The 20,035-nt window shown below is 69.1% G+C and carries 18 protein-coding genes; 12 read left to right on the forward strand and 6 right to left on the reverse strand.

Features of this window, described 5'->3' with window-relative positions; all coding sequences use genetic code 11:
* Window positions 1-11: 11 nt before the first annotated feature.
* Both ACZ4UV_RS17915 and ACZ4UV_RS17920 read right to left on the reverse strand, forming a co-directional pair.
* Window positions 12-833 carry a hypothetical protein gene (locus tag ACZ4UV_RS17915; protein WP_451016262.1) on the reverse strand — a complete coding sequence of 274 codons (822 nt, stop codon included), beginning with the start codon at window positions 831-833 and terminating at the stop codon, window positions 12-14.
* A 49-nt stretch (window positions 834-882) separates the two neighbouring features.
* Window positions 883-1,173, reverse strand: coding sequence for a hypothetical protein (locus ACZ4UV_RS17920; RefSeq protein WP_351489927.1), 291 nt, complete (start codon window positions 1,171-1,173; stop codon window positions 883-885).
* A 343-nt stretch (window positions 1,174-1,516) separates the two neighbouring features.
* Between ACZ4UV_RS17920 and ACZ4UV_RS17925 the strand changes: the two genes are divergently transcribed.
* The 7 genes from ACZ4UV_RS17925 (at window position 1,517) to ACZ4UV_RS17955 (ending at window position 12,868) form a co-directional block, all read left to right on the forward strand.
* On the forward strand, window positions 1,517-3,802 hold the full coding sequence (locus tag ACZ4UV_RS17925; RefSeq protein WP_467838861.1) for an ABC transporter family substrate-binding protein: 2,286 nt from the start codon (window positions 1,517-1,519) through the stop codon (window positions 3,800-3,802).
* 247 nt (window positions 3,803-4,049) lie between these two features.
* Entirely contained in the window at window positions 4,050-5,957 is a 1,908-nt protein-coding gene (typA, locus tag ACZ4UV_RS17930) for a translational GTPase TypA (RefSeq protein WP_451021831.1), read from the forward strand.
* 698 nt (window positions 5,958-6,655) lie between these two features.
* Window positions 6,656-7,690 (forward strand): ABC transporter permease, encoded by a 1,035-nt coding sequence (locus tag ACZ4UV_RS17935; protein WP_451021830.1) that lies wholly within the window; start codon window positions 6,656-6,658, stop codon window positions 7,688-7,690.
* 87 nt (window positions 7,691-7,777) lie between these two features.
* Window positions 7,778-9,589: an ABC transporter substrate-binding protein gene (locus tag ACZ4UV_RS17940; protein ID WP_451021829.1), complete on the forward strand. Its 1,812-nt coding sequence runs from the start codon at window positions 7,778-7,780 to the stop codon at window positions 9,587-9,589.
* A 94-nt stretch (window positions 9,590-9,683) separates the two neighbouring features.
* A complete protein-coding gene (locus ACZ4UV_RS17945; RefSeq protein WP_451021828.1) occupies window positions 9,684-10,664 on the forward strand; it encodes an ABC transporter permease in 981 nt (326 codons plus the stop codon).
* 22 nt (window positions 10,665-10,686) lie between these two features.
* Window positions 10,687-11,748 (forward strand): ABC transporter ATP-binding protein, encoded by a 1,062-nt coding sequence (locus ACZ4UV_RS17950; RefSeq protein ID WP_451021827.1) that lies wholly within the window; start codon window positions 10,687-10,689, stop codon window positions 11,746-11,748.
* A gap of 13 nt (window positions 11,749-11,761) precedes the next feature.
* A complete protein-coding gene (locus tag ACZ4UV_RS17955; RefSeq protein ID WP_390046620.1) occupies window positions 11,762-12,868 on the forward strand; it encodes an ABC transporter ATP-binding protein in 1,107 nt (368 codons plus the stop codon).
* Window positions 12,869-12,897: 29 nt separating this feature from the next.
* On the opposite strand, the gene ACZ4UV_RS17960 is transcribed toward ACZ4UV_RS17955, so the two are convergent.
* A complete protein-coding gene (locus ACZ4UV_RS17960) occupies window positions 12,898-13,584 on the reverse strand; it encodes an alpha/beta fold hydrolase (protein WP_451023381.1) in 687 nt (228 codons plus the stop codon).
* A gap of 228 nt (window positions 13,585-13,812) precedes the next feature.
* Here ACZ4UV_RS17960 and ACZ4UV_RS17965 point away from each other — a divergent pair, with 228 nt between their 5' ends.
* On the forward strand, window positions 13,813-14,787 hold the full coding sequence (locus ACZ4UV_RS17965) for a helix-turn-helix transcriptional regulator (protein ID WP_467838867.1): 975 nt from the start codon (window positions 13,813-13,815) through the stop codon (window positions 14,785-14,787).
* A 5-nt stretch (window positions 14,788-14,792) separates the two neighbouring features.
* On the opposite strand, the gene ACZ4UV_RS17970 is transcribed toward ACZ4UV_RS17965, so the two are convergent.
* Window positions 14,793-15,533, reverse strand: coding sequence for a class I SAM-dependent methyltransferase (locus ACZ4UV_RS17970; RefSeq protein ID WP_467838869.1), 741 nt, complete (start codon window positions 15,531-15,533; stop codon window positions 14,793-14,795).
* Window positions 15,534-15,617: 84 nt separating this feature from the next.
* On the opposite strand from ACZ4UV_RS17970, the gene ACZ4UV_RS17975 reads away from it, so the two are divergent.
* The gene (locus tag ACZ4UV_RS17975; RefSeq protein ID WP_467838872.1) at window positions 15,618-16,007 is read left to right on the forward strand and encodes a VOC family protein; all 390 of its coding nucleotides are present in this window, start codon (window positions 15,618-15,620) and stop codon (window positions 16,005-16,007) included.
* Here ACZ4UV_RS17975 and ACZ4UV_RS17980 read toward each other — a convergent pair.
* Both ACZ4UV_RS17980 and ACZ4UV_RS17985 read right to left on the reverse strand, forming a co-directional pair.
* Window positions 15,947-16,186, reverse strand: coding sequence for a DUF397 domain-containing protein (locus ACZ4UV_RS17980; RefSeq protein WP_467838874.1), 240 nt, complete (start codon window positions 16,184-16,186; stop codon window positions 15,947-15,949). The genes ACZ4UV_RS17975 and ACZ4UV_RS17980 overlap by 61 nt on opposite strands.
* A 7-nt stretch (window positions 16,187-16,193) precedes the next feature.
* A complete protein-coding gene (locus ACZ4UV_RS17985; RefSeq protein ID WP_451022981.1) occupies window positions 16,194-17,045 on the reverse strand; it encodes a helix-turn-helix domain-containing protein in 852 nt (283 codons plus the stop codon).
* A gap of 198 nt (window positions 17,046-17,243) precedes the next feature.
* Here ACZ4UV_RS17985 and ACZ4UV_RS17990 point away from each other — a divergent pair, with 198 nt between their 5' ends.
* From ACZ4UV_RS17990 to ACZ4UV_RS18000, 3 genes are all read left to right on the forward strand, one after another.
* Entirely contained in the window at window positions 17,244-17,651 is a 408-nt protein-coding gene (locus ACZ4UV_RS17990; protein WP_451022980.1) for an ATP-binding protein, read from the forward strand.
* On the forward strand, window positions 17,651-18,559 hold the full coding sequence (locus ACZ4UV_RS17995; RefSeq protein WP_467838879.1) for a hypothetical protein: 909 nt from the start codon (window positions 17,651-17,653) through the stop codon (window positions 18,557-18,559). Before ACZ4UV_RS17990 ends, ACZ4UV_RS17995 begins: the two co-directional genes overlap by 1 nt.
* Before the next feature lie 92 nt (window positions 18,560-18,651).
* Window positions 18,652-19,911 carry an MFS transporter gene (locus ACZ4UV_RS18000; protein ID WP_467838882.1) on the forward strand — a complete coding sequence of 420 codons (1,260 nt, stop codon included), beginning with the start codon at window positions 18,652-18,654 and terminating at the stop codon, window positions 19,909-19,911.
* The last annotated feature ends 124 nt before the right edge of the window (window positions 19,912-20,035 follow it).

The raw sequence follows: 20,035 nt of genomic DNA on the forward strand, positions 1-20,035 counted from the left end.
CCCCGTCCTCATCAAAAGAATCGCGGATCGTCGAAGACACCGGACGCGAGCAGATAGACGTAGAAGTCGGCGAGCGCCACGCTCACCAACGACGCCCAGGCGAGCAGCATGTGCCGGTTGTTGAGCCGGCCGACGAACTGCCACGCCTTGTAGCGCACGGGGTGTTTGGAGAAGTGCTTGAGCTTGCCGCCGACGATGTGCCGGCAGGAGTGGCAGGACAGCGTGTACGCCCAGATCAGCACGATGTTGACCAGGAAGACCAGGGTGCCGAGGCCCATGTGGCCCCAGTGCTCGTGCGTGTCCCGGAAGGAGAGCACCGTGTCGTAGGTCAGCACGCAGGCGACCAGCAGGGCGAAGTAGAAGAAGTACCGGTGGACGTTCTGCAGGATGAGCGGGAAGCGGGTCTCACCGGTGTACTTCGCGTGCGGCTCGGCCACCGCGCAGGCGGGCGGGGACGCCCAGAAGCTGCGGTAGTACGCCTTGCGGTAGTAGTAGCAGGTCAGGCGGAAGCCCAGCGGGAAGATCAGGATGATGATCGCCGGGGAGATCGCCCACCAGCTGCCGAAGAGGTCGGCGTTCGGGCCGGACGGCATGGTCTTGCAGTTCTCGGCCAGACACGGCGAGTAGAACGGCGAGACGTACGGCGCCGAGTAGTAGTGCGCGTTCGAGAAGGCCCGCCACGTCGAGTAGACGACGAACGCGAACAGACCGGCCGCGGTGACGGCGGGCGCCAGCCACCAGCGGTCGGTCCGCAGGTGCGGGGCGGAGATCGCGGCGCGCGTACCGGTGCGTACGCCGCCGCTGTTCGGATGTGGTTCCGTACCAGTGGCCAAGGGGATGACTCCGGTCGGTTCGGGGGTCGGGGCCTGCGGGCGGGCGCTCCTAGGGGGCGTGCCGGTCGCGGGCGCCGAGACCCTCGTCGTCCGTGTCCGTCCACAGGTTGATGTCGTACGGGTCGTCGGAGATGGTGACGAGTTCGGGCCGCTTGCCCGGGGCGCCGGTGTTGGCCGCCTCACGCAGCAGTGCCACGCTCTCGCGCAGGTGATCGGCGTCGGAACGGACGCGGCGCATCTCCAGTCCGCCGCTCCCGAGCTGCTGCTCCAGGCGGCCGACGGACCGGTTCAGGTCCTCTAGGCAACGCTGGACTGACGTCAGGTCGTCGTGCACGGACATGACGTGACCTCACTTCCGCGGACTTCGTGGTCCAAGGCGGCAACGTTCATGCGCCTGCGAGTGTTGCGCGTCACACCTGCTGATGTGAAGCCATGTGCAGCGATTGGCGGATTGCGCGCCTCCGTCGCACGCCCGCACGCGCTCTGTGTGCGCCGGGATGAGCACGGCATTGCGCCGCACGGGTGGCGTTTGGCGGCCTCCGCCGCCGTGTCGTCCCGGGCCGACGGACCCCGTCCATTTCAGTGGGGTCCGTACTTCTGACGTACATGTGATCAACTCCAAAATACCCCCAAATGTGAACAGACCGCACCCGTGTCACGGGGCCTCCCGGAGGTAAGCAGAGATGTCTCACCACGGCGTCGGCCATAGCGCCCCTTCAGGGGCGCGGGGCGTTATTGCATGTGCGGCTGCCGCCGCGCGGGCGCGATCAGCCACAACGGCGCCGCACTCGAACGACGGCGGCACTTCCCGGCGCTACCAGAGAAGCCTCGCCTTCCTCGCCGCAGGCGCCCTCGCCCTCCCCCTCCTCGCCGGCTGCGGCTCCGACGACGAGGGCAGCAAGCCGCTGGCCGGGCAGGACATCGTGCCGGTCGCCCGGGACGCGGTCGCCGAGGGCGGCACCCTGAAGATGGCCGTGGACGCCGTACCCGAGACGCTCAACACCTTCCAGGCCGACGCCGACGCGGGCACCACCCGGGTCGCCCAGGCCGTCCTGCCGTCGATGTTCACCATCGACGCCACCGGGAAGCCGGTCCGCAACCCGGACTACCTGGAGTCCGCGAAGGTCATCGAGACCGAGCCCCGCCAGGTCGTCCTCTACAAGCTCAACCAGCAGGCCGTCTGGAGCGACGGCCGGGAGATCGGCGCCGCCGACTTCGCCGCCCAGTGGCGTGCCCTGTCCGGCAAGGACTCCGCCTACTGGACCGCCCGCAACGCCGGCTACGACCGCATCGCCCAGATCGAGCGCGGCGCCAACGACCTGGAGGTCCGGGTCACCTTCGACCGGCCGTACGCCGACTGGAGGTCGCTGTTCTCGCCGCTGTACCCGAAGGACGTCATGGGCACCCCGGACACCTTCAACGACGGCGCCCGCCGCAAGCTCGCCGTCACCGCGGGCCCCTTCCGGGTCGACAAGGTCGACACCGCCAAGAAGGACGTGATCCTCACCCGCAACCCGCGCTGGTGGGGGCGTCCGGCCAAGCTCGACGAGATCGACCTGCACGCCGTGGACCGCGCGAAGCGGGCCTCCGCGCTCGCCGCCGGCACCGTCGACGTCGCCGACATCGACGCCGCCGACGCCGACCGGATCACCGTCGCCGGCCGGGAGAAGGGCACCGGCCTGCCCTTGCAGGGCGCCGGGAAGACCTCCGCCAAGAAGCTGCGGTCCTGGGCGCTGACCCTCGGCATGGACGAGGAGAAGCTGCCGAAGGGGTCGAAGAAGCTCCGCAGGAGCATCGCCAAGTGGCTGGAGCAGCAGCACGAGCTGCGTGACTTCGCCGTCCGCAAGTCGCTGGAGCCCGCCTACACCCAGCTCGCCCTCAACGGCTCCGAGGGCCCGCTCGCCGACGAGCGGGTGCGCCGGGCCGTCGCCCGCGCCCTCGACCGCCAGGCGCTCGCCAAGCTGGTCCTCACCCCGCTGGGGCTGCCCGCGGTGCCGGTCGGCAGCCACGTCGCCCTGTCCGGGCAGGCCGCCTACACCGACGGCAGCGGGGCGATCGGCGGTCTCGACACCCACGAGGCGCAGGCCCTGCTCGCCGACGCGGGCTGGGTGGCCGGCGGCCCGGTCAAGACCGGCGGCAAGGCGGCCGGCGCCGAGGACGGGGAGAAGGCCGACAAGAAGAAGGACGACAGCGAGCAGGGCGACGAGTCGGACGGCGGGCACGACGGGCAGTACATCGTCGGCGAGGACGACAAGGGCACGGACGACAAGGGCCCGGACGACAAGGGCACGGACGACAGGGACACCCGCGACCACCAGAAGGACCACGCCCACGGGGCGCCCGGGGCGTATGCGCCCAAGGGCACGGCGGCACCCAGGGGCGCGGGGGCGCCGGCCGGGCCGCTGGCGAAGGACGGGAAGGCGCTCTCGCTGCGGTTCGTGCTGCCGTCGGGACCGGGCTCGGAGGCCCTCCAGACGGTCGCCGGCCAGATCTCGCAGATGCTGGACAGGGTGGGGATCGCGACCGAGATCCAGAAGGTCTCCGACGACAGCTACTTCAAGGACCACATCGCGGCCGGGCAGTACGACCTCGCGCTGTACTCGTGGCCGTCGTCCGCGTTCCCGGCGACGGACGCGCGGCCGATCTACGCGAAGCCGGTGGTGGCGGCCGACGGGTCGCTGAACGTCGAGCAGAACTACACGCGGGTCGGCACCGACCAGGTGGACCAGCTCTTCGACCAGGCGCTGGGCACGCTGGACGAGGACGAGGCGGACGGGCTGCTGCGCAAGGCGGACTCCAGGATCTGGGCGTCGGCGGGGTCGCTGCCGCTGTACCAGCGGCCGCAGCTCGTGGGCGCCCGGAAGGACCTGGTGAACGTGGGCGCCTTCGGCTTCCAGACGCCGGTGTACCAGGACATGGGGTTCCTGAAGAAGGGGGCGAAGGTGTCGCCCAGCCCCGGCAAGGGGTAGGGCGTTCGGGGCCGTCGTCGGGTGCCGGGTGTGCGGGGGCTGGTCGCGCAGTTCCCCGCGCCCCCTGGTTTCTCCGCCGATCGCTCCTTGATGAGCACCCTGAGCTGCATATTCGTATCCCCGCGAGCCGCCGGTCGATCGGCCCCGTACCATGGGGTGAGGCCGTGGCGTGTTCAGCCCGGCAGGGTCCGCGTAACACCGACGTACGCGCAGACCCCTTCCTCACACTCCGGGAGTACGCCGCACTATGGCCACGCGCCACGACATCCGCAACGTCGCCATCGTCGCCCACGTCGACCACGGCAAGACGACCCTCGTCGACGCCATGCTGAAGCAGGCCGGTGCCTTCGCAGCGCACGCCGCCGAGTCGCTCGACGACCGAATGATGGACTCGAACGACCTGGAACGTGAGAAGGGCATCACGATCCTGGCCAAGAACACGGCGGTGAAGTACCACCCCAAGGATGGCGGCGACGTCATCACCATCAACATCATCGACACCCCGGGCCACGCCGACTTCGGAGGCGAGGTCGAGCGCGGTCTGTCGATGGTGGACGCGGTCGTCCTGCTGGTCGACGCCTCCGAGGGCCCGCTGCCGCAGACCCGCTTCGTGCTGCGCAAGGCCCTCCAGCAGCGCCTGCCCGTCATCCTGTGCATCAACAAGACGGACCGCCCGGACTCCCGGATCGACGAGGTGGTCAACGAGACCTACGACCTCTTCCTCGACCTGGACGCCGACGAGGACCAGATCGAGTTCCCGATCGTCTACGCGTGTGCGCGTGACGGTGTGGCCTCGCTGACCAAGCCGGAGGACGGCACCGTCCCGGCCGACAGCGACAGCCTGGAGCCGTTCTTCTCCACGATCCTGGCCCACGTCCCGGCTCCGGAGTTCGACGCGGAGGCCCCCCTCCAGGCGCACGTCACCAACCTGGACGCCGACAACTTCCTCGGCCGTATCGCGCTGCTCCGTGTCGAGCAGGGCGAACTGCGCAAGGGCCAGACCGTCACGTGGATCAAGCGTGACGGCACGATGTCCAACGTGCGCATCACCGAGCTGCTGATGACCGAGGCGCTCACCCGCAAGCCCGCCGAGATGGCCGGTCCGGGTGACATCTGTGCCGTCGCCGGTATCGCGGACATCATGATCGGCGAGACCCTCGCCGACACCGAGAATCCGATCCCGCTGCCGCTGATCACGGTCGACGAGCCGGCGATCTCGATGACCATCGGCACCAACACCTCGCCGCTGGTCGGCCGTGGCGGTACCGGCAAGGGCGCCGACAACAAGGCCGCGGTCAAGGACCGCAAGGTCACTGCCCGGCAGGTCAAGGACCGTCTCGACCGCGAGCTGATCGGTAACGTCTCCCTCCGCGTGCTCGACACCGAGCGCCCGGACGCCTGGGAGGTCCAGGGCCGTGGTGAGCTGGCGCTCGCCATCCTGGTCGAGCAGATGCGCCGCGAGGGCTTCGAGCTGACCATCGGCAAGCCGCAGGTCGTCACGAAGCAGGTCGACGGCAAGACCTACGAGCCGGTCGAGCGCATGACGATCGACGTGCCCGAGGAGCACATGGGTGCGGTCACGCAGCTCATGGGTGTCCGCAAGGGCCGGATGGACAACATGTCCAACCACGGCTCCGGCTGGGTCCGCATGGAGTTCGTGGTGCCGTCCCGCGGTCTCATCGGCTTCCGTACCGAGTTCCTGACGCAGACGCGCGGCACGGGTATCGCGCACTCCATCCACGAGGGCCACGAGCCCTGGTTCGGCACCCTGCAGACCCGTAACAACGGCTCGCTGGTCGCCGACCGCTCCGGTGCCGTCACCGCGTTCGCGATGACGAACCTCCAGGAGCGCGGTGTGCTGTTCACCGAGCCGGGCACCGAGGTGTACGAGGGCATGATCGTCGGTGAGAACTCGCGCTCCGACGACATGGACGTCAACATCACCAAGGAGAAGAAGCTCACGAACATGCGGTCGTCCTCGGCCGACTCGTTCGAGGCGATCGTGCCGCCGCGCAAGCTGTCGCTGGAGCAGTCGCTGGAGTTCTGCCGTGACGACGAGTGCGTCGAGGTGACCCCGGAGGCCGTTCGCATCCGCAAGGTGAACCTGGACGCCCGCGAGCGGGCCCGTGCCGCCAGCCGCGCCAAGCACGGCTGATCGCAGGACACTTGAGCCCGGGTGCCCCCATGATGGGGGTGCCCGGGTTTTTTGCAACCCGTTTTCGAGTGGGCGGGACTCGGCCAACTTCAGGCCGCTGTCCGAAATGCGGAGATCCTCGCCCGATAGCCATGTAACAAGTCCGTTTCGCGGCCTTCTCCCGTGGAACGCTTTGTCCATTTTTCGGAAGAACTACGCGCCAGCTGTGACTGAATTGAGATTTAAAGACAGTGGTCGGCACCTGGCTCATGGCAGATAGTTAGCCGCGTAGCGCTCGGGTCAATGGGTCTCGCGCTGTGGGGACAGCGCTCGACTCACGAGCATCAGGGGGTGTCTGGCCCTCCGTCAGGGGTGTCGGAGGGTATGGACGGAAACCTCCTGTTGGTGAACACGTGAAGTCATGAGGGGAAGTCCCATGTGCAGTGTCACAGGCGCCAGGTGGGTTCCGTCGCCGACGACGGCCGGTCAGTCCGATCCGTCCGACTGCCCTTGTTCGTCCGGTAGTTGGTCCTGAAGCAGCAGCCGTCCGGGTAGTGCCGCCGCTCGCCTACGCGCGTCCGGCTGCGGCATTCCCGTTCGGCCGGGGCATGCCCTGACGCTTCATCGGATCACCGCCTCATCGGTTCATGCCGCTGCGGCCGCACCCACCTGTGCCGGCCGCCGGTTCGGCACACCCACACCTGTGAATTGGACGAACTGTGACAAGTCCTACGGACATTGAGGGCGGCGGACGGTCGGTCGTCGTGGACGGCGGACCGGAGCCCGACACGAAGACCGGGACGGTGAAACTCGAAGGCCGCTCGCCCGGCCAGCTGATGTGGATCCGCTTCAAGCGCGACCGCACCGGCGTCATCTCGGCGTTCGTCGTGGCGTTCTTCTTCCTCGTCGCAGCGGCGGCCCCGCTGATCTCGAAGCTGTACGGCAAGAACCCGTACACCATCTACGCCGACGAACGCCCGGAACTCTTCGACAGCGCGGGTGTGCCGGTGCAGCCCAACGGCGGCATCAGCAGCGAGTTCTGGTTCGGCCTCGAACCGGGCAACGGCTACGACGTGTTCACCAAGCTGATCTACGGCATCCGGACCTCGCTGACGATCTCCGTGGCGGTCACCGTCGCGGTCGTCGTCACCGGAATCCTTCTCGGTGTCACAGCGGGCTACCTCGGCGGCAAGACCGACTTCGCCATCGGGCGGCTCATCGACTTCCTGCTCGCCTTCCCCTCGCAGCTGTTCTTCATCGCCAGCATGCCGGTCGTGGTCTCGCTGTTCGTGAGCCCGCGCGACGAGACGCCGACCTACGTGCGCGTCGTCGCGCTGATCGCCGTCCAGTGGGTGCTCGGCTGGATGAGCCTCGCCCGCATCCTGCGCGGCACGACACTCGCCCTGCGGGAACGGGAGTTCATCGAGGCGGCCAAGGTGAGCGGCGCCTCGCCGTGGCGGATCATCCGCAAGGAGGTCCTGCCGAACGTGGTGACACCGCTGCTGGTGCAGACCACGTACACGCTTCCGTACCTCGTCACCAGCGAGGCGGGTCTGTCGTTCCTCGGTGTCGGCATCGTCGAGCCCACCCCCGACTGGGGCCAGATGTTCTCCAAGGCCTCGACCGAACTCGTCCTGCAGAACGACATCACCTACATGTTCTTCCCCGGCGTCTCGATGGTCATCTTCATCGTCGCCTTCAACCTGCTCGGGGACTCGGTCCGGGACGCCTTCGACCCGAAGGCGTCGCGCTGACCGACAGTTTGTGGGCGTCCTCGCCCGGATACCGCACGGCCATTTCCTTCGCACCGGCGTACACACAGATGGGTGGAGACTTCAGTGATGAGTAGGGGCGGACGCCATGCATACGCCGCTTTGTCGATATTCGCGGCGGGGGCACTCGTGCTCAGCGGCTGCAGCAAAGGCGGCAGCAACACCAGCGACAACAAGAAGAAGGACCAGCAGAACGCCAAACGGCAGCAGGCGTCGATCAAGTTCGGCGACGCGAAGGACTCGACAGGCCCCGCGACCGCCGTGCCGGGCGCGAAGACCGGCGGCACCCTGGAAGTGCTGCAGCGCGACTCCTACGCCCACCTCGACCCCGCCCAGATCTACGTCTCCGACGAGGGCTCGCTCGCCACGCTGATCCACAGAGGTCTCACCGGCTACAAGGCCACCAACAACGACGGCAGCGGCCACGAGGTCGTCGGCGACCTCGCCACCGACTCCGGTACCACCACGGACGGCGGCAAGACCTGGAAGTACACCCTCAAGGACGGCATCAAGTTCTCCGACGGGACGCCGATCACGTCCGCGGACTTCCGCCAGACCTACGAGCGGCTCTTCGCGTCCTTCATCAACCAGGGCCCGACGTACCTCCAGCAGTGGCTGGCCGACACCAACGGCGCCGACTACCGCAAGCTGCTCCCGGACGGTCCCTACAAGGGCAAGCACCTGCCGAACAGCATCCTGGAGACGCCCGACAGCAAGACCATCATCTTCCACTTCAAGACCCCGCACCCGGACCTGCCGTACGCGCTCGCCATGGCGGGTTACGCGGTCGTCTCCAAGAAGGGCGACACGAAGGAGAAGTACGACAAGGCCCCGGTGACGACCGGCCCGTACAAGATCCAGTCGTTCAAGTCCGGCAAGTCGATGGTGCTGGTCAAGAACACCAACTGGGACCCGAAGACGGACCCGATCCGCAACCAGTACGTGGACCAGATGGACTTCACGTTCAACGTGCAGTACGAGGACTCCACGAAGCAGCTGCTCGCCAACAGCGGCGCCGACCAGACCGGCATCAGCTTCAACAACTCGGTGGACGCGGGCAACATCTCCCAGGTCCTCGGCGGCGACGCGGCCATCAAGGCCCGTACGGTCGCCGGCTACCAGCCCTACGTCGGCCAGGTCAACATCAACATGAAGCACGCGGCGTTGCAGGACAAGACGGTCCGCGAGGCCATCGCCTACGCCCTCCCGATCACCCCGATGGTCCGTGCCTTCGGCGGCAGTTCAGCCGCCGAGGTCGCCGGCGGCTTCATCAGCCCGACCGTCAGCGGCTACGACGCCTCCTTCGACCCGTGGGGCAAGAAGAAGAACCCGGGCGGTGACGCGGCCAAGGCCAAGGCGCTGCTGAAGAAGGCCGGCAAGGTCGGCATGAAACTGACCTACGGCTACATCAACACCCCCGAGGGCCAGCAGTACTCCGCCGCCATCGCCGCCGCGCTGGACAAGGCCGGCTTCAACGTCCAGCGCCAGGACATCCCGGCCGAGACCTTCTACGACCAGATCGGAAAGGTCGAGAACAACTACGACATCTACCACTCCGCCTGGGGTGCGGACTGGCCGTCCGCCTCGACCGTGATCCCGCCGCTGTTCGACGGCCGCGCGATCGCCGACGGCTCGCCCAACTACTCGCACATCAACGACGCCAAGGTGAACGCCGACATCGACGCGGCGAACAAGATCACCGACCCGGTCAAGTCGGCGGACGCCTGGGAGAAGATCGACCAGTACCTGGCCAAGGACGTCATCAACGCCGTCCCGACCATCTACTACAAGCAGGTCCAGATCGCCGGCTCCAAGGTCGGCGGCCTGGTCTACGACGACGTGATCGGCGGCATCGACCCGCGTCGCCTGTACATCAAGTAACCCCACCCGCCCGCCGGTACCCGGTGCGTGAGCCTCCTCGGGGCGACACCGCACCGGGTACCGCCCGGCCCGCCGACGTCAGAAAGCCCCTCGCATGCTGCGCTTCCTCGTCCGCCGGATCCTCGGTGCCGTCGTCATCCTCTTTCTGCTGAGCATCGTGACGTTCTTGCTGTTCTTCGGGATGCCGCGCGACCCGGCGCTGCTGATGTGCGGCAAGACGTGCAATCCGACCAGTCTCGCCAACATCCACCACGTGCTCGGCCTCGACAAGTCGATCCCCGAGCAGTACTGGATCTTCCTGCACAACCTCGTCCTGGGCAGCGACAAGTTCGCCCAGGGCCCCTGCCCCGCCCCCTGCTTCGGGTACTCGTACCACACCAACGACCCGGTCTGGTCGACCATGATGGACCGGCTGCCCACCACCGTCTCGCTCACCCTGGGTGCCGCGGTGGTCTTCCTGACCGTCGGCCTGGGCACCGGCATGATCGCGGCTTGGAAGCGGGGAACCCTGCTCGACAAGACGGTCACGGCCGGCTCGATGGTGCTCAGTTCGATGCAGATCTACTTCCTGGGCCCGCTGGCGCTCGCCGCGCTGGTCTACCAGTCCCACATCTTCGACAAGCCCGCCTACAACAACTTCACCGCGAACCCGATCACCTGGTTCACCGGACTGATCATCCCGTGGGTGGTGCTGTCCACGATCTTCGCCTCCCAATACACCCGTATGGCGCGCTCGTCGATGATCGAGCAGCTCCAGGAGGACCACGTGCGCACCGCCCGCGCCAAGGGCATGTCCCGCCACTACGTGTTCTTCCGCTACGCCTGGCGCGGCTCGCTCATCCCGATCGTCACCATCTTCGGCATCGACCTCGGCTCGCTGCTCGGCGGTGCCATCATCACGGAGTACACCTTCGGACTGCCCGGCCTCGGGCGACTCGCGGTGGAGTCCGTGCAGTTCAGCGATCTGCCGTTGCTGCTGGGCGTCATGCTGTTCTCCGCCTCCATGATCCTGCTCTTCAACATCATCGTCGACGCGGCCTACGCGTTCATCGACCCGCGCGTCCGGCTGTCCTAGGCCGGGTAAGAGGAGAACCGTCGTGACCACTCTGACCAAGGGCGCCGGCACCCCCGCACCGGCCGACGCGGGTGCCTTCCTCTCGGTGCGGGACCTGCACGTCAGCTTCAGGACCGAGGACGGCGTCGTACAGGCCGTGGACGGGCTGTCGTTCGACGTGCAGCGAGGCAGGACGCTCGGCATCGTCGGCGAGTCGGGCTCCGGGAAGTCGGTCACCAACCTGACCATCCTCGGGCTGCACAACCCCCAGTTCACCACGGTCGAGGGCGAGATCCTCCTGGACGGCCAGGAGCTGATCACCGCCCGCGAGTCCGAACTGGAGAAGGTACGCGGCAACAAGGCCGCCATGATCTTCCAGGACCCGCTCACCGCGCTGTCGCCGTACTACACGGTGGGCCGGCAGATCGCCGAACCGTTCATGAAACACCGGGGCGCCTCCAAGCGGGCGGCCTGGGACCGGGCGGTCGAGATGCTCGCCAAGGTCGGCATCCCCAACCCGAAGGAGCGGGCGAAGGACTACCCGCACCAGTTCTCCGGCGGTATGCGCCAGCGCGCGATGATCGCGATGGCCCTGGTCTGCGACCCCGACCTGCTCATCGCCGACGAGCCGACCACCGCCCTGGACGTGACCGTCCAGGCACAGATCCTGGACCTGCTCAAGGACCTGCAACAGGAGTTCGGATCGGGCATCATCTTCATCACCCACGATCTGGGGGTGATCGCCGACATGGCCGACGACATCATGGTGATGTACGCGGGCAGCGCGGTGGAGCGCGGCACCACGGACGAGGTCCTGCGCGCGCCCCAGCACCCGTACACCTGGGGCCTGCTGAACTCGATGCCGCGCCTCGACTCCGACCTGGCCGCGCCGCTGAACCCGATCCCCGGCACCCCGCCCTCCCTGCTGACCCCGCCCTCCGGCTGCCGCTTCCACCCCCGCTGCACCTTCCAGGACCGGGTCGGCGGCACCCGCTGCGTCACCGAACGCCCGCTGCTGGGCCCCGACCGCTCCGCGGCCTGCCACCTGACGGCGGACCAGAAACGCACCATCTTCATCGAAGAGATCAAGCCCCGTCTGGGCTAGGAGACGACACGTCATGACCCAGGACACGGTCCTTCCCGCCCCGCGCGAGGCGACTGCCGGTGAACCACTGCTGGAGGTCTCCGGCCTGACCAAGTACTTCCCGGTCAAGGGCGGCTTCCCGATCCGGCGCACGGTCGGGCACGTCCAGGCCGTGGACGGCATCGACCTGACCGTCCGGGTGGGCGAGAGCTTCGGCCTGGTCGGCGAGTCGGGCTGCGGCAAGTCCACGACGGGCCGCCTGATCACCCGCCTGCTGGAGCCGACGGACGGCACGATCAAGTACCGCGGCCAGGAGATCGGCCACGCCTCCCGCCGGCAGCTGGCGCCGATCCGGTCCGAGATCCAGATGATCTTCCAGGACCCGTACTCGTCGCTGAACCCCCGCCAGACGGTCGGCAAGATCATCTCCGGCCCGATGGAGATCAACGGGATAGAACCGGAGGGCGGCCGCGAGAAGCGCGTACGCGAACTCCTCGAAATCGTCGGCCTCAACCCCGAGCACTTCAACCGCTTCCCGCACGAGTTCTCCGGCGGCCAGCGCCAGCGCATCGGCGTGGCCCGCGCCCTGGCCCTGGAACCGAAGCTGATCGTCGCCGACGAACCGGTCTCCGCCCTGGACGTCTCCATCCAGGCCCAGGTGGTCAACCTCCTCCAGCAGGTCCAGAAGGAACTGGGCATCGCGTTCCTCTTCATCGCCCACGACCTCGCGATCGTGCGGCACTTCTCGCAGCGCGTCGCGGTGATGTACCTAGGCAAGATCATCGAGGTGGGCGACCGGGAGGCGATCTACAGCCGCCCCCGCCACCCCTACACCCACGCCCTGCTCTCGGCGGTACCGGAGGTCAGCCTCACGGACGAGCCGGACGCGGTCGGCCGCGAACGCATCCGCCTGGCCGGCGACGTCCCGTCCCCGATCTCCCCGCCGTCCGGCTGCCGCTTCCGCACGCGCTGCTGGAAGGCCCAGGACAAGTGCGCGACGGAGGAACCCCCGCTGGTCCGGATCTCCGGCAACCACGAGGGCCACCTCACGGCCTGCCACTTCCCGGAGGACCCGACGACCGAGGCCCGGGACGAGGACATCGTGCTGGATCCGGCGCTGGCGGCGCTGGAGGAGGAGTAGCCCTCTCCTGCCGGACGGCGGCGGGCCGGTCAGTCCGTGCCCGCCGCCGTGGCCAGGATCCGGGCCAGCTCGGCGGACCGGGTGACCATGGGCCAGTGACCCGAGTCGATGTCGGCGAAGCCGACGTGTCTGGCCCGGGCGAGCTCCGGGACGTCGCCGTCCTTGATCCACTCCTGTGCCTGCGCGGGCGTGAACTCCGGGCACACGACGACCACCGGGACGTCGAACCGCCGTTCGTCGGTCAGCCGCACCACGCCCCGGGACACGCCCACGGGCACCGGGATCGCGGCAGCCGCGAACTCGCGACGGGCGGCTGTGTCGAGGTCCGCGGCGTCCGGCCCCTCGAACGGCTCCCAGCCCGGGAACGGCATGACCCCGTCGCGTACCTCGAAGAAGTCGGCGTACGGCTGACCGCCGGCGGACGGGAAGCCACCGATGAGGACGACCTTGGCCAGCCGTTCCGGCCGCCGGTCGGCGGCCAGCCAGGCCAGGGTGCAGGCGGCGGAGTGCCCCACCACCACGGGTCTTCCGGGCGCCGCGTCCACCGCGGCGAGCACCGCCGCCACCTGATCGTCGAGCGTGGCGGACGGGGAGCCGTCCCCCTGGCCCGGGAGGGTGAGCGCCACGGGACGGTGGCCCAGCGCCTCCAGCGCGGACGCGACGCCGCCCCACACGGATGCGTCCAGCCACAGGCCGCCGACGAGCAGAATGTCCATGGTCAGTTCCCCTTCTCCGGCTGCAAGGCCCCCACCGTAGAAGGAGATCCGGACGATCCACTGCCGGATTGTCCGGCTGCCGCGGTCTGGGCAGCGCCCCGTCAGGGGCGCTGGGGGTACCCCCGGCCGAAGGCTGGGGGAGGAACTGCGCGACCAGCCCCCACGCACTCGCCGGCGAACTGCGGTGGCACATCGCGGCACTTCCGGCGGAGCGCTTAGCCTGCTTCCGTGCCGAACGACCTCAGCCCCACCGCGCGGGCGATACGCACCCTGGAGATCCTCCAGGCCCGCCCCGGTACGACGGCCGGTGAACTCGCCGTGCGGCTGGGCGTCACGGAGCGGGCCGCGCGCCGGTACGTCGGGATCCTGCGGGAGGCCGGCATCCTCGTGGAGTCGGCCCGTGGGCCGCACGGCGGGTACCGGCTGGGGCGCGGGACACGACTGCCGCCGGTGCATTTCACCCAGGCCGAGGCGCTCGGCCTGGTGATGGCGGTGCTCGACCGCCGGCCGGGCGGGACCGACGGCGACGACGTCGACGACCTGGTCGGCACGGCCCTGGGCAAGGTGGTCAAGGCGCTGCCGGAGAGCGTCGGCCGCCAGGCGGCCATGCTGCGGGAGCACGCGTCGGCCGCGCCCGACCCGTATGCGACGCGCCCGGACCCGGTCGTCACCAGCGAACTCGTCGACGCCGTCGCGGCCCGGCGCCGGATCTCGGTCGGGTACCGCAGCGAGGCCGGCGACGAGTGGGAGGAGGAGGTGGATCCCTGGTCCCTCGTCGTCCGCTACGGGCGCTGGTACCTGCTGTGCCACTCCCATCGTGTGGACGCGATTCGCACCTACCGGGTCGACCGGGTCCGCGAGGTCCGGCCGACCGGACGCCGGTTCGAACCGCCCGAGGGCCTCGACCCGGTCGCGGTGCTGGAGGAGAACCTCGGCCTGGGATGGGAGCATTCCACCCGCGTGGTCTTCGACGCCCCCCTGGCCGAGGTGGCCCCGTGGATCCGGCCGCCCATGGGACGGGTGGAGCCCTTCGGGGAGGACCGGTGTGTGCTGGTCGGCAGCACCCGCAACCCCGACATGTACGCACAGGAGTGGCTGGCGAGGGTCCCGTTCGCCTTCCGCGTCGAGGGCGGGGAGGAACTCCGCGCTGCGGTCGCGGCACTCGGGGCGCGCTTCACCGCGGCGGCCGCGGGACCGCCGTGACCGTCCTACCGGTGCCGCGCGACGGTGATGATCTCCGGGCTCCCGGAGGTGACCGGCCCGCGCGCCCAGTCGCCGTACTGTTCGACGACCTCCAGACCGGCGGCCCCCAGGAAGCCGGCGAGGGCGTCGGGAGCGAGGAAGCGGAGGGTGGAGCGGCATACCTGGGGGTGCGCGAAGGCTCCACCCTCGTACGTCTCCGTGAAGGTCACCCGGTCCCCGACCGGGGAACCGTCGACCTCGTGCCAGACGCGGACCTGACGGCCGTCCGGGTCGGTGGCGTGGTGCACGCGGTCCGGTGTCCAGGTCTCCCAGGCGCGCGCCGTGGGGTTACGGGTCTCGAAGACGAACCGGCCGGTGGGGGAGAGGGCGGCGCGTACGGCGGCCAGCGCGGCCCGCAGGTCATCGTCGCCGAGCAGTTCCTGGAAAGCGTGGCCGGTCATCACGACGAGCTCGAAGTCGTGGCCGTCCCAGCGGCGGGCCCGCAGATCCCCGAGCACCCACTCCACTCCGGGTTCGGCCCGACGCGCCTGCACGAGCATCGCCGCGGCCGGCTCGAGCCCCGTCAGCGACCCACCGTGCCCCGCGGCCCGCGCCCCGCGCAGCAACCGCCCGGTCCCGCAGCCGACATCGAGCACCGACCCGGCGGACATCACCAGGTCCAGGTAGAAGTCGTCACCCGGCCCCCACGGGTTGAGGCTGTCGTAGAGCGCGGCGAGCGAGAGATCCGCGTACGAATGATCGACCACCGCGGCAGTGTGCCACATGATGTTGAACGCAGGGTCAGGAACGGCCTTCTTCTTGAGCTTCTATCAACTTCCATTGGACTGACCGTGCTTGATCACATAGAGCTGTGGGTGCCGGACCTGGACCGGGCGACGGGGTCCTGGGGCTGGCTGCTGGGAAGCCTGGGCTGGACGCCGTACCAGAACTGGCCGGACGGGCGGAGCTGGCGGCTGGGGGAGACGTACGTGGTGGTCGAGCGATCACCGGCGATGCGGGGTGCTGACGCCGGCCACGACCGTATGCGAGCCGGCCTGAACCACCTGGCGTTCCGTGCACCGGACCGGGCGACGGTCGACGCGCTGACGGAAGCGGCTCCGGCACACGGGTGGACGCTGCTGTTCCCGGACCGCCATCCGTTCGCCGGGGGCCCGGACCACTACGCGGCGTACCTGGAGAACGAGGACGGCTTCGAGGTGGAGCTGGTGGCTCGGGAATGAGCGGCTCGCAGGGCGCTGACGAAGGCGGCGAAGGCGCCGGGGCGGAAGGTGAGGGTGGCTCTGGCGGGGGCTTTGGAGTCGCGGACGGATATGCGGGTGGGGCGGGGGGCTACCTCGACGCAGTTGTTGCCGTCGCCGCTTCCCGAGTAGGACGACCTGCGCCAGTTGTCAGGGGCCACGGTGTGCTCACAGCTCCTTCGTCAGGTTGTGGATGAAGTCGCGCGACCGCTCGGGATCGAGGGACGCGGACTCCACCTTACGGAAGAGCGTTCGAAACGCACCGAGTTGGGCCTCCGAGTCGATGAACCCCGCGCCCTGCGGTGCATCGCGCACCGCTGTGTCCAGCTTGGGCACGGCGCCACCCGCGTACATCATGGCGTTCGTCGCTCCGGCGAAGCCGTCCAGGTCGAACGGGATGACCCGTACGGTGATGTGCTCCTCCTCGGAGAACTCCACAAGACGGCTGAGCTGAGCACGTGCGGCGACCCGGTCGCAGACCCTGATGCGCAGGGCCGCCTCGTGGATCACACTCTCGTAGGGAACGCGGCCTGGCTGCTCCAGGACCGCCTTGCGTTCCATGCGGTGGCGGACGCGCAGCTCAAGATCGCCCGCCGGGAGTTCGGGCACCCGGTACGAGAAGATGGCGCGAGCGTAGTCCTCCGTCTGGAACAAGCCGGGGATGTGCAGGAACTCCACGTCGAGCCGGTACGAAGAGTGGTATTCCAACTCGGCGAGGTCCAGGAAAGACGTCGGCAGCAGGCCCCGGTACTCCTCCCACCACCCCCGGGTCCGGTCCGTCGCCACCGCCACCAGCGCCTCGATCAACTCCACGTCCGTGCAGGAGTAATGGGCGGCGAGTCTTCGCACCCGCTCCTCGCTCACCCCTGCCGTACCGAACTCGATCTGGCTGATCTGCGCTGAGTCCGTACCCAGCAGTGCGGCGGCCTCCAATCCTCTGAGCCCTGCGGCCTCGCGAAGTTTGCGCAGTTCGGAGCCCAGACGCGCCTGCCGTGCAGTGGGTTGTTTCCTGCGCGTCATGTCTTCCTCCTCGCCAGGAACTGCCGTGAGGCAGAACCTCGTTCGAGGGGAAGATTACGGCAGCGACTTGCGCCGTCCCAAATTGTGACTCTACCGTCGGTGACGTAACGGACACGCTGTGAAAGTGCACCGCACCTATGCCGTGCGGCGATGCCACCGTGCGTGCAATCCCCTACATCTGACCGGAGTTGATGACGCATGCCCGAAAGCTGGGACTACACGCTCTACGTCCCCAACGACCCGAGAGCGGTGACGATCTCCCGTCGCACCCTGCGTCTGATCCTGACCATGCACGGGCTCATCGGCCTGGTGGACACGGCAGAGCTCCTCGCTGCGGAGCTGGTCTCCAATGCCGTGCGGCACACGAAGGGGCCGGCGGCGTTGCGGGTGCGGCGTTCCCCGGAGGGGGTGGTGTGGATCGGGGCGTGGGATGCGGACCCCGTGCCTCCGGAGCCGCCGGGGTCGTTGGGAGCAGTGACGGAGCTCGAAGAGGCGGGGCGGGGGTTGGGGCTGGTGGTGGCGTGTGCCGACTGCTGGGGCTGGCAGCCGTCCGCCCGGTTCGGCGACCGGGGCAAGTACGTGTGGTGTGAGCTGGGGGTGGCGTGATGGTGGGGTCGACGCACGAGGCGTTGCACCGGATCTTCCAGAAGGATCCGGGGTTGCTGACGCATGCGTTGCAGCGGGTTCTGGGGGTGCCGTTCCCGGAGACCCGGGAGTTCGCGGCGATGAACGTGGACCTGACGGAGATCGAGCCGGTCGAGCGTCGGGTGGACACGTTGCTGCGGGCGGAGACGGACGAGGGGACGTATCTCCTGGTCGTCGAGTCGCAGGGGGAGGTGGACGGCCGTAAGCGGGGGAGCTGGCCGTACTACCTGTCGTATCTGTATGAGAAGTACCGGTGTGAGCCGGTGCTCATCGTGATCACGCAGAGCAGTGCGACCGCGCGGTGGGCCTCGCAGCCGATCAGGCTGGGCTTGCGGGGGTGGGAGTCGCTGACGGTGCGTCCGTTGGTGCTGGGGCCGGACAACGTGCCGGTGATCGCGGACGAACGGGAGGCGGTGCGGGACGTACCCCTTGCGGTGCTCTCGGCCATGACACACGGGCGCGGCCGGAATGCTGCGGCCATACTGGAATCGCTGGCATCCGCCCTGAAGACCATCGACCGCGACAGTGCCGCGGTGTTCGTGCAGTTCGTCGACTCGTGCCTGGTCGAGCCCCAGGCGAAGCAGATGTGGAGGGACCTGATGACGGCGATGCAGTACTTCTGGCGGCACCCGCTGGCGGAGCAGGTGCGAGAAGAAGGGCGAGAGGAAGGTCGGGAGGAAGGCCGGGAGCAGGGGCGTGTTCAGGAGCGTGCCGAGATGGTGCTGCGTGTTCTGGAGTGGAGGGGGCTCGCGGTGAGCGACTCCGTGCGTGAGCGGGTGGACGCCTGTGCCGATCTGGACCAGCTCGAAATCTGGGCCCAGCGGGCGGTGCACGTCACGGACGCCGCGGAGCTGTTCGTCGAGTCCTGAACGGCGGCGAGCCTGACCCGGGATCCGTACTTGGCGGGAAGGGTGCGTCACGGTGACCGGCCCGAGGCCGCAAGGGCGTAAGGTGCCCGTCCATGTCTGCCGCTGAGCACCCCCCTTTCCTGCTGCGCAACACCGGTTTCGTGCGCCTCGCGTGCGCCCGGATCATCTCCGTCCTCGGCAACGGGTTCGCCCGCATCGCGCTGGCCTTCGCGGTGCTCTCGCTGCCCGGCGCGACCCCGGGCGACCTCTCGCTCGTCGTCGCCTGCCAGGCGGTCCCGCAGCTCGCGCTGGTGCTGGTGGGCGGAGTGATCGCGGACCGGGTGTCCCGCTCCGCGTTGATGGCCGTGTCGGACGTGCTCGGCGCCCTTTCCTACGGCGGACTCGCGGCCATGGTGCTCAGCGGCCACGCCCCCATCGCCGCGCTCTGCGCGCTCGCCGTCACGGCAGGCACCGCGACCGCTCTCTTCGCGCCCGCGATGGACGGGGTCATCCCGCAACTGGTGCCGTCCGAGGCCCTCCAGCGGGCCAACGGTCTGCTGCGGGTCGGCACCAACACCTCGCTCCTGCTGGGGCTGGCCCTGTCGGGCGTGACCGTGGCATGGGTGGGCGCGGGCTGGGCGCTGGCCATCAACGGCCTCTCCTTCGTGGTCAGCGCCGCGCTCACCTCCTCCCTGCGGCTGAGCCGGCGGCCCCGGAAGGCCGCCTCGGGGTGGGCCGATCTGCGCGAGGGCTGGCGGGAGTTCGCCTCCCGGCAGTGGCTGTGGGTGGTCGTCGTCCAGTTCTCCCTGGTGATGGCCGCCACGAACGCCAACGCCGGCGTACTGGGGCCGCTGGCCACGTGTGCCCACTTCGGCGGGGCCCGCGCATGGTCGCTGGTGGTGGCCGCGCAGGCGCTGGGGGCCGTGGCGGGCGCCGGGATCGCGGCCCGTGCGCGCGTGACCCGGCCGATCCTGGCGGCGGTCCTGTTCACCCTCCCGTCCGCCCTGCCGCCGGCCCTCCTCGGAGCCGGAGCACCGCTGTGGGCCGTCGCCGCAGGCGCCTTCACCGCCGGCGTCAGCCTGGACTTCTTCGGCGTGCTGTGGGCCACCACCATGCAGCGCGAAGTCCCCGAGGAAGCTCTGTCCCGGGTCAGCTCCTACGACTGGTTCGGCTCGCTCAGCCTCGCTCCACTCGGCCTCGCGCTGGCAGGACCCGCCGCTGGCGCCTTCGGCACCGACCGGATGCTGATCGTCTGCGCGGCCCTGATCGTCGCGGCCACCCTCGCCGCACTCCTGTCGCCCGGGGTGCGGTCGCTGCGTGCCGCACCGGGTGCGGACCGGCCCGAGCTCCTCGAAGCCACTACCGCTTCCTGACGTACGGCAATGAGAAGGGCCCGCACCTGGGGAGGTGCGGGCCCTTGCTCCCCTGGAGCGGACGTTCAGGGGCTCGGGTCAATGGGCCGGTGAAAGTCCGTTCCGCAGGCGGCGGCTGACGGAA

The sequence above is a fragment of the Streptomyces sp. NPDC028289 genome (genome assembly GCF_055565975.1).